Source organism: Oceanobacillus senegalensis, from assembly GCF_900176885.1.
Taxonomy (GTDB): Bacteria; Bacillota; Bacilli; order Bacillales; family Amphibacillaceae; genus Oceanobacillus; species Oceanobacillus senegalensis.
This window is the reverse complement of the sequence record NZ_LT839648.1, coordinates 3,691,113-3,700,437: the sequence shown is the minus strand read 5'-3', so window position 1 is coordinate 3,700,437 and position 9,325 is coordinate 3,691,113. Positions and strand designations below refer to the sequence as shown.

7 protein-coding genes are annotated in these 9,325 nt (G+C 36.2%); all 7 read right to left on the bottom strand.

The annotated features are described in order from the left end of the window. Nucleotides 1-69: 69 nt before the first annotated feature. The gene (locus CAO17_RS17915; RefSeq protein WP_085993925.1) at nucleotides 70-711 is read right to left on the bottom strand and encodes a DUF421 domain-containing protein; all 642 of its coding nucleotides are present in this window, start codon (nucleotides 709-711) and stop codon (nucleotides 70-72) included. Between the two features lie 130 nt (nucleotides 712-841). After that, nucleotides 842-1,615, bottom strand: a complete 774-nt coding sequence (locus CAO17_RS17910) for a hypothetical protein (RefSeq protein WP_245831867.1) — start codon at nucleotides 1,613-1,615, stop codon at nucleotides 842-844. After that, nucleotides 1,599-2,135 (bottom strand): RNA polymerase sigma factor, encoded by a 537-nt coding sequence (locus CAO17_RS17905; protein WP_085993923.1) that lies wholly within the window; start codon nucleotides 2,133-2,135, stop codon nucleotides 1,599-1,601. The genes CAO17_RS17910 and CAO17_RS17905 overlap by 17 nt, the downstream gene beginning before the upstream one ends. A gap of 189 nt (nucleotides 2,136-2,324) precedes the next feature. Next, nucleotides 2,325-2,909, bottom strand: coding sequence for a hypothetical protein (locus tag CAO17_RS17900; RefSeq protein ID WP_085993922.1), 585 nt, complete (start codon nucleotides 2,907-2,909; stop codon nucleotides 2,325-2,327). Between the two features lie 11 nt (nucleotides 2,910-2,920). Next, on the bottom strand, nucleotides 2,921-4,096 hold the full coding sequence (locus CAO17_RS17895) for a ParM/StbA family protein (RefSeq protein WP_085993921.1): 1,176 nt from the start codon (nucleotides 4,094-4,096) through the stop codon (nucleotides 2,921-2,923). A 1,683-nt stretch (nucleotides 4,097-5,779) separates the two neighbouring features. Beyond that, on the bottom strand, nucleotides 5,780-7,825 hold the full coding sequence (locus CAO17_RS17890; protein ID WP_085994558.1) for a catalase: 2,046 nt from the start codon (nucleotides 7,823-7,825) through the stop codon (nucleotides 5,780-5,782). Between the two features lie 209 nt (nucleotides 7,826-8,034). Further along, the gene (gene rlmN / locus CAO17_RS17885; protein ID WP_085993920.1) at nucleotides 8,035-9,102 is read right to left on the bottom strand and encodes a dual-specificity RNA methyltransferase RlmN; all 1,068 of its coding nucleotides are present in this window, start codon (nucleotides 9,100-9,102) and stop codon (nucleotides 8,035-8,037) included. Between the last annotated feature and the right edge of the window lie 223 nt (nucleotides 9,103-9,325).

Below are 9,325 nucleotides of genomic sequence, written 5' to 3'. Positions count from 1 at the left end.
CCCCCCAACCGCCATTACATATGTTTTGGCGGTTTTTCTTATTTAAAAACCATTAAAAAAAGCCGCCAATCATTGTAAGCGACTTGGCGGTTTATTTTTATGGCCTTTCCGTTGAATTTCTGCAAAAAGAGTTTCCTGGTGTTCTTCTGGAATGGTAGGACTATTTAATTGTTCGACTTTCCCTTTCTCCTTATTCTCGTTAAGTTGGTTTAAATATTGCTGCATGAGATGAGTCAACTGCTTAAATTCCTTTTTCGTTACAGGCTGTGCATCCTCTTTTAAAGCTATTGCTACTCGACCATTTGCTTCCAATGTCGCCCATTGAACATCTTCAATCCTTTGTATGCTTTGTTGTCTTAGATTCATTTCCAATTGATCTACAGTTATTCGTAGTTTTTTAAGATTCTTTTCTTGTATCTGTCCATTTTCTATCAGAACCTTAGACTTCCCTGTGATTAGATTTTCCAAAAAATCCCCTTTAATTTGTACAAACTCCATGGTTATTAACGTTAATACTAAACATAACCCTACCAATAAAGTAGTCCAAACATTCTCACCAGCTATTGGTTGGATTAATAAGGAACCAATCCCAATCATAATCACTGTTTGCGTAAGCGTCATTTGTGAGATGGATTTCCTTCCAGCAAACCGAAGAAGAAAGGTCCCACCGATAACAATAATGACCGCTTTCCATAGTAAATCCCAATCCATTGAATGACCTCCTCTTTCCCCCTAGTTTTACATGCGAACGTATTCTTATACTTAGAAACATCTTAAAAAAAGAGATTATTTATCATTCAATGAATAAAAATAAAAGAAGGTCTCCAACGTTCTTGGGGACCTATTTTATGACTTCAAAACTCTTCAACATATGGTGGAAGCGGGCACCATGTCCTTCTGCTGCTTCTAGGAAATAAACCTGTTTAATCACAAACACCCTACCATCTATTTCATCTGTGACATAGTACTGATTAATCGGGGTATCCCAATTGAAATGTTCTTTCCCGATACTTCGTATTGTCTGTGCTTCAATTGGTTCTGAAACACTTTTTATTTCCCTTACTTCCATTTCAGGGTCTTTTTCAATATCTTGTTTTAAGCGGGCCATAACTTCCTCTGTAGTTGTGTTCGCTTCTTGAAAGATCTCCATATAGACCTCAGGATATCTCTCAGGTAACGGCTCCATCGTCTCAATACGATCTACTTCCTCACCTTTAACCATTTTATATCTTTCTTCATCAATATAAATGATATAACGAAGCTCCTCATTAACTTCCAATTGAACATTCGTATCTTCTTTATGGCCTTCTACCTCTATTTCCACGTCCTTCTCTTCCATAAATATCTCTCTCAGGCTTTGAAACATAGCTTGCCCTTTTTCCATCCCACTATCTATAAATATCCCAACAAATAAAACGAATGCGATAGCTATTGAACCGACACCAACCATCCATCCTTGTATTCGCTTTTGTTTCTGCCTTTGTTTCGAGGACGAAAATAATTGATTATTAATGTTATTCCATACGGCCTCTTTTTCTTGAACAGCTGTTTTCGTCTGTCGCCTGAGCTGCTTTTTCAGTTCTTCATCAAATGGTTGTTTACTCAAGCTTGCCACCTCCTAAAATTTCCTTCAGCCGTTGCCTTGCCTGATATAACCTTGATTTAACCGTATTTACATTCATATCGAATATTTCAGCGATTTCCTTTTCTTTAAATCCATTCAAATACTTTAGTATGATGATTGTTCGATGTTTAGCATCCAGTTGTTCAATAGCATCATGGAGACTATCTAAATCCAGCTGATTCGTTTCATGCCCATGTAGAGAATCCAGCATTTGTTCTGATTCGACACTAATTGCATCTTTAGACCTCTTTTTCAATAGACGTCTGCTCTCATTTATTAAAATACGATAAAACCACGGTTTAAACGGTTTTTCACTGTCATAGGAGTCGATATGGCGATACACTTTTATAAATGTCTCTTGAACAATATCTGCTGCATCACTTATATTCCCTGTAATTCCATATGCTGTTCTTAACGAATAATCAGCATACAAATCATAAAGTTGTTTAAAGGACTGCTGATTCCCTTTTTTCACCTTCTTAATAAGCTTAACTGTTTTTCTATCCTGCAACGGGTATCCCCCCTTCTTTTGTTGCTTTCTATATAAATACCTTTGCACGGTTAAAAAAGTTTTATGGAAACATTATTTTTTGAGGGTTTTTGTAAAATGGGCGACTTCTTTTCGTTCCATTTATTTTATAAAATTAGCATACAAAAAAACGGCCCAAAAGATTCATTGTCTTTTGGCCGTTTCATTTTTTTACTTATTCATACTGGAGAAAAAGTCACCAAGTGGATCGTCTTCCTCCTCCTCTTCAATTGCTTCTTCACTTTCAGCATGTACATCTAGCATGTCGATATCCACATCATCTAAACCTTCATCTAATTTCTTGGTTTCCAATTCAGGTTCAAACGCAGCTTCACGATTTGTTTCTGTTTCCTTTGTGCTATCTGTTTCGAATTCTGTCGTCACAGATGCTTCTTCAAACGATAGAACTTCATTTATATCACTAGAATTACTATTTAAAGAAGATAATAATGTCGTAGCACGCATTGGGTCACTTAGCAATTGATACAGAATGGTTCCTATCATTGCTTCTGAATGTTCATGCTTTAACCAGCTTTTTTGCTCTTTGGTTAACCTTTTTGGTAGTGGAATCGTTACTACCTCACGTTCCTTTGCAAACGTCTCATTCACACCTTTTAGCACAAAACTAGCAATGGTACTTGAAAAATTCCTTTTCTCTGTCTCTTTTAATTTTGATAATTGCTTTAATAGATAATCGGGTGTATCGGAAGGAATCCGAAATGTAATAGATTGCCCCCGTTCAATACCTTTTTTCACCTCATATCACCTTATTTTGCTGGAGCAGCAGGTTTTTCTTCCTTTTTCTCATGCGGTTTCTTTGAAGACGCAATAAATTGGTTGATTAATTTATAATATGCATTAGACATCATCCAAATACTTTCCTGTTCATCTTCAAAGAACTCAATATTAAATCCATCTAATTTATTATTTAAAGCTTTAATATAATCTTTTAAGACAGCAGATCCGCCACCAATGAAATAGCAGATTTCGGATTGAGAGTTCTTCGCCCATACATTACGTAAGAAGCGGTACTCCTTTTTGGCAAGCTCTAATAGGATGTGATCTGTAATATCATGAACATTCGTTCTGCTACCCTTTACCATAATGTGGTTACGGTCATTTTTACGAGTAATAATATCTACTACATCACGGCGGCTATCTAGTTCCACTCCATGTTTAGATCGTATTTCTTCACGGATTTGTTCTAAAGACTCAGATACCCCTAAGTTAAATCCTTGTGCCTTATCATCATCTACATTACGATTTTTAATTACGGCAATATCTGTAGATAAACCACCAATATCTTGAATCAGAATTTGTTTATCCATTAATTCTTTATTAATTACTTTTAAATCATTATCCATAACGAGATTTACATATGCAGCAAAGCCTTCTGGATATACTTTTACTTGATCAAATTTCAAGTTAACCTTTTTCCCTTGATGTTTAGGGGTAACGAGAAATTCTACTTGGTGTACAGAACCAAGTAATTGAGAGCGATAACCAACATCCTTACCTTCCTTCACCTCACGAAGTGGTAAACCTGTACCAAGTGTATAATTCGCTTCAATTACATCATTTCTTTGTCTAAAATCTGATGTATCAACTGCATCTAACGCCAATGCAGCAAATAACATAACTAATGTTTGATCCTCTTCAGATTTGCTGCTACCAGGATCTAGTTCCTGAGAATTAGTTGTTTTTGCTGCTAAGTTACCAACGCGATAAATTACATTATTTTCTTCAAGTGCTGGTGAATGGATACGAATATGTATATTATCTAGCACTTCCTTTTTATCTAATTCCTCTATACCGATAACAGGACGGTCTTCTAAATCTGGTGCAATAATATTAGGAATGTATAATTCATTTTCTAGCTTTCCGAACATTCCTTTCAAAGCATCATTTCCTACATCAACGGCCGCCACTCTTGATATTGTCATGTATAAAAAACTCCTCTCTTAAATAAACCTTCATTCTATTAGGATGATTTTTCCATCTGCTTTCATTCTATTAAAAGTGTTCCCTATACTAGAATAATAGTTTTTGCATCATATTACAATCAAACTTTAGTAGTATTCTTTTATGTATACTTGCATACATTTATGAAAACACCTTAAAATCCATATGTATACATATTAATATACATGTATTCATTTACCGTATACAACTACAACAATTTTGTATACATGTAAACTTTATTGTATACATTAAAAATCATTCTCGTTCCTATTAAAAAAAGTAGGATAATCATCCCCTCACTCTCAGTTACCCCTACATAAGTTCTGCTTTAGCTTGAACAAATTCCTGTACAATAACAACTACACCTAACCCCTTTACTATTGAAACGTTAGGAAAGTCATTCCGTCCCTGCATTCCTTCCATTTTGTTAACACGAACTGACTCACATATTTAAAATGAGAAACATGCATATGAGAATTAAGATCCATAACAATCACCCTGCTTTCATCCTCCCCGTCTAAATGGATTCGTTTTCCCTCCATTTTCGAGGTGTGAGTAATACTGCTCCTTAACCTCCGATAAAATCATACCAATTATTTCATCCATATTACCTATCTACCATTGAATCCTTTTCATATTAAACGTCACTGATTTTATTTTCACTAACATTGCAAGTTGATGCATGTTATTTGTGTGAAACAAATTCAAGTGTGCTAATACATCGAATGGTGTGTACTACCATCCGATGCAAGTTTCACCTATTGCTGTTAATTGCTCTCCAGCAGAGTTATATTAACTTTCAATTACATTTTCTAGTTGCAAAACTCCACTAAAAAGGATTAATTAAACCTCTTCTATATCTTTATTATTCTTCTCCGTTCTACAAATCTTTCATCCGAATATCTTGCATCGCCCTAAGCATGAATGATGTAGTTCACGATGCGATTTCATATATATAAGCCTGGTAGTCTGTAATGTGCTACCTTTGAGTGATTAAGATCTCTATTTTAGAAATATGATCAACAATACAAGCCGCTTTCTGAATATGCATCAATTATTTCAATAGCGGCCATTTATCTGTTTTCTACTCATCTTCACTTTGCATAAAAGACAATATTTTTAAACTCCTTTTGCCAATTCCCTAAAACCATATTTTTCATTAAGAGGTGTTATTGTACATTTGGGAAATGCAAGCTTTCAACCTACAAAAAAAGCTAATACCAAATATTACGATACAGATGTTCCTCTCTTCATTCCCGTTAACCTTATACAATAAAGTACCCTTCAATCATTGAGGTTCTTTTATCCCACACTGGTTGGTAGATAAACGAATCAAGAGTTTACTGGCTGCCCGGCCCGCATGTATCATTCTTCTAGTATCTCAAATTCTCTCAAATTCCTCTCGTTAAGAGACTTTCAGCCAGATTAATCATGTGACAAGGCCCTCCCCAACCATATGAATACATGTATACTTTTACGTATACATGTATTCTTTTATGTACACATGTTTACACCTATGTATTCATCGTAAAATCAACATGTAAACAACATTGTATACATGCATACATAAAAGTACATAATCGTTACATTTTTGTACACGCGTGTACATTATTGTAAACATCAAAAAAAGAGGATAAGAAATGATCCCTCACCCTCTTTTTATTCTACATCACTTGCCTATTCCAATGACGATGTTCAGCTATAGCTTGAACAAAGTCTTTTACAAAGGATGTATTTGTGCCATCTACCACACCTAGACTCCCTATATAATTGTTATCTTCTAGAAAAGTTACTCCTGTATCTGTTGCACCAATTGGCTTATAATGTTTAAACGCTTCTTTTAGGTAGTACGTGGTTTTTTTATGGAATAACCTACTTGATGCTGCACCACCACCAACGTAGATAGCATCATAAAGCACGGGATCTGTAGTTGTAAACGTATGATCAACCATTAGTTCTTCTCCACCTAATCCTTTAATTATCCCTTGTTTTTCACTAATGATTTCGTATGTTACACCCTCTGCATTCAATCCGTGTAGTATATCTTTTATCTTCTTATCCTCAAATCCATTATCTAATATAATCCCAACCTTGCGCGTTTTGGCTGTTTTTACCGTATTCAATTGACTTAGAGCTGGAGAACTTTTGGTTACAGAGGTCCCCTCCCCTTTTGGTGGTGTTGCCCCAATATTTTGAGCAAAGGCTGTAGCTAGTTCCATATCAACATTCGCAAACATATCTACAACTTGCTGCCTAAGCACCTTATCCTTTACACTACCTACTTCGAAGCTAAAAGCATCAATAATATGCAGTCTCTCAGGACCACTCATGCTATTCCAAAACAATGTTGCCTGTGAGAAATGGTCTTGAAAGCTTACACTTCTTTTACGTATTTTCTTTCCGTCTACTTTTTCCTGATAATGTGAATAGCCACCTTTCTCCTCGCTAACAGGAGACGGAGTATTCCCTGCTAAAGAATTGTTATGATAGGATACCTTTCCTTTATTAATAGTCTGACGGTGGTAGCCTTCCCTTTGGTTATTGTAAAACTGCACAACGGGGCGATTAATTGGAATCTCATGGAAGTTCGGACCACCAAGACGGATTAATTGTGTATCTGTATAGGAAAATAACCGACCCTGTAATAATGGGTCATTCGTAAAATCAATTCCTGGCACAACATGCCCTGGATGAAAGGCCACTTGCTCCGTCTCAGCAAAAAAATTATCGACATTTTGATTGAGAGTAAGCTTACCAATCCGTTTAACTGGTACATCCTCTTCTGGCCAAATCTTTGTTGGGTCTAAAATATCAAAATCAAAGGCAAACTCATCCTTTTCCTCGATGATTTGTACACCTAATTCCCACTCAGGGAAGTTCCCCATCTCTATGGCATCATATAGATCCCTTCTATTATAATCCGGATCCTTCCCTGCTATTTTTTGTGCCTCATCCCAAACAAGAGAATGCGCACCAAGTTTTGGCTTCCAGTGAAATTTAACAAAGTGGGATACTCCTTGTTCATTTACAAATCGGAACGTATTAACCCCAAAACCCTCCATCATTCGATAACTTCTAGGCACAGCACGGCCAGACATCAACCACATAACATGATGCGCTGATTCTTGATTGTTGGCAACAAAGTCCCAAAACGTATCGTGTGCTCCAGATGCCTGTGGGATGTCATTATGCTGTTCGGGTTTAAGAGCATGAACTACATCGGGGAACTTCATTCCATCTTGAATGAAAAATACAGGCATATTATTGGCAACTAAATCGTAATTTCCTTCCTCCGTAAAAAACTTTGTTGCAAAACCCCGCACATCTCGAACCGTATCAGCGGATCCCCGATTACCTACTACCGTTGAAAAACGAGTAAATACCGGCGTTTTCTTTCCTGCCTCAGATAAAAACTTTGCCTTTGTATACTGCTTCATCGATTCATATGTTTCAAACACACCATGTGCTGCAAATCCTCTTGCATGAACTACTCTTTCTGGAATTCTTTCATGGTCAAAATGTGTCATCTTTTCACGAAAATGAAAGTCCTCCATAAGAGTCGGGCCACGTTCTCCCGCTGTTAAAGATAGCTCATCCTCCGAAACTTTAAGCCCCTGGTTCGTCGTCATATTCTTTTTCGAATCATCTACCTTAAAGGATTTTAGCTGCTCTTGCTTGCTTTTCTCGTTAATATGATCCTTCTCATGCATAAACATTTTCCTTTCCTTCCTTTTATATAGATAATTTTTCCTAAAAAGGAATGTTTATGCCTACTATCTTTTTACTGTGTTAACCATATCGGCCTCCAAATAAAGATTACTGAAAAGCACTATACCTTTGTCCAAAGATATAACAATAAGAAGAAAATGCCAGATATAATCAAAAAAACAGCGCCCAAATGGAACGCTGTTTTCTCGTATTAAACGGCTTTTGTTTTCTTCATTTGCTTACTTCTTAATTGTCCGCAAGCAGCATCAATGTCTGCACCATTTTCCCAACGAACGCCACAATTTATCCCGTGCTCTTTTAGCGTTTCAAAGAATGCTTGTATAGCGGAGGATTCACTGCGCTGATATTGGATATGTTCATCTACTGTATTATATGGAATTAAGTTGACATAGGCTAAGTGACGATGATCCTTAAGCAAGTTAGCTAACTGTATCGCCTCTTCCTTATGATCATTGATATCCCGAAGCATGATATATTCATACGTAATACGCCGGTTTTTCTTCTCCAAATAGTACTTTATAGATGGCATTAGTTTCTCTAATGGAAATGCCTTATTTATTTTCATAATGCTTGAACGTAGCTCATTGTTTGGTGCATGTATAGATATAGCTAGATTCACATTAATTGGTTCATCTGCAAAATCATAAATTTTATGAGCAAGCCCACTAGTCGACACGGTAATATGTCGGGCACCAATGTTCAGACCTTTATCATCATTTACAACATAAAGGAAATCCATAAGGTTCTCGTAGTTATCTAATGGCTCACCAATCCCCATCACAACGATATGGCTAACACGTTCATCTTTGCCAACACTATCTAAGTGTTTTTGGACATTCATAATTTGCTCAACGATTTCACCGCTGTCTAAATCTCTGCTCTTTCTTAAAAGTCCACTAGCACAGAAAGAACAGCCAATATTACAGCCTACCTGTGTCGTTACACAGACAGATAAACCATAATTAAAGCGCATCAAGACAGTCTCTATTAAATTACCATCTTCAAGCTTAAATAGGAATTTAATCGTTCCATCTTTGGATTCCTGTTTAATTTCTTCACCTAATGTATGCAGGACGAAGTTATCTTCCAATAATGCAATCGTCTCTTTATTTACGTTTCTCATCTCATCAAAATGATTTACACGCTTTTTGTATAACCAATCCCATACTTGATTTGCTCTAAATCGTTTTTCTCCACGTTCCACAAGCCAATCCTCTAATTGTCCAAAGGTTAACCCGTAAATGGATGTTTTACTCATTATAAACCCTCATTTCGTTTCAAATCACTCTAATAGATATCATACTCTATGTGAAGTTTTGAATCAAATTGAAAATAGTGGTATTTAGTTTACGTCTTATTAGAGGGATTATGTTCATTAGATGCTTGCCATTGATTTACTGCCATTACAATACTACTATATAAAACTAAAAATTGGACTCCAGTCTTCAAACACATTATTATTGCTTATTAAGAAGAACCTT

Bases quoted from the DNA above. Each gene is read 5' to 3' on its own strand.
- CAO17_RS17895 (WP_085993921.1), bottom strand. From the start codon at position 4,096: ATGACAATATCAAGAGTGGCGGCCGTTGATGTAGGAAATGATGCTTTG.
- CAO17_RS17915 (WP_085993925.1), bottom strand. From the start codon at position 711: ATGGATTGGGATTTACTATGGAAAGCGGTCATTATTGTTATCGGTGGG.
- CAO17_RS17890 (WP_085994558.1), bottom strand. From the start codon at position 7,825: ATGCATGAGAAGGATCATATTAACGAGAAAAGCAAGCAAGAGCAGCTA.
- rlmN (WP_085993920.1), bottom strand. From the start codon at position 9,102: ATGAGTAAAACATCCATTTACGGGTTAACCTTTGGACAATTAGAGGAT.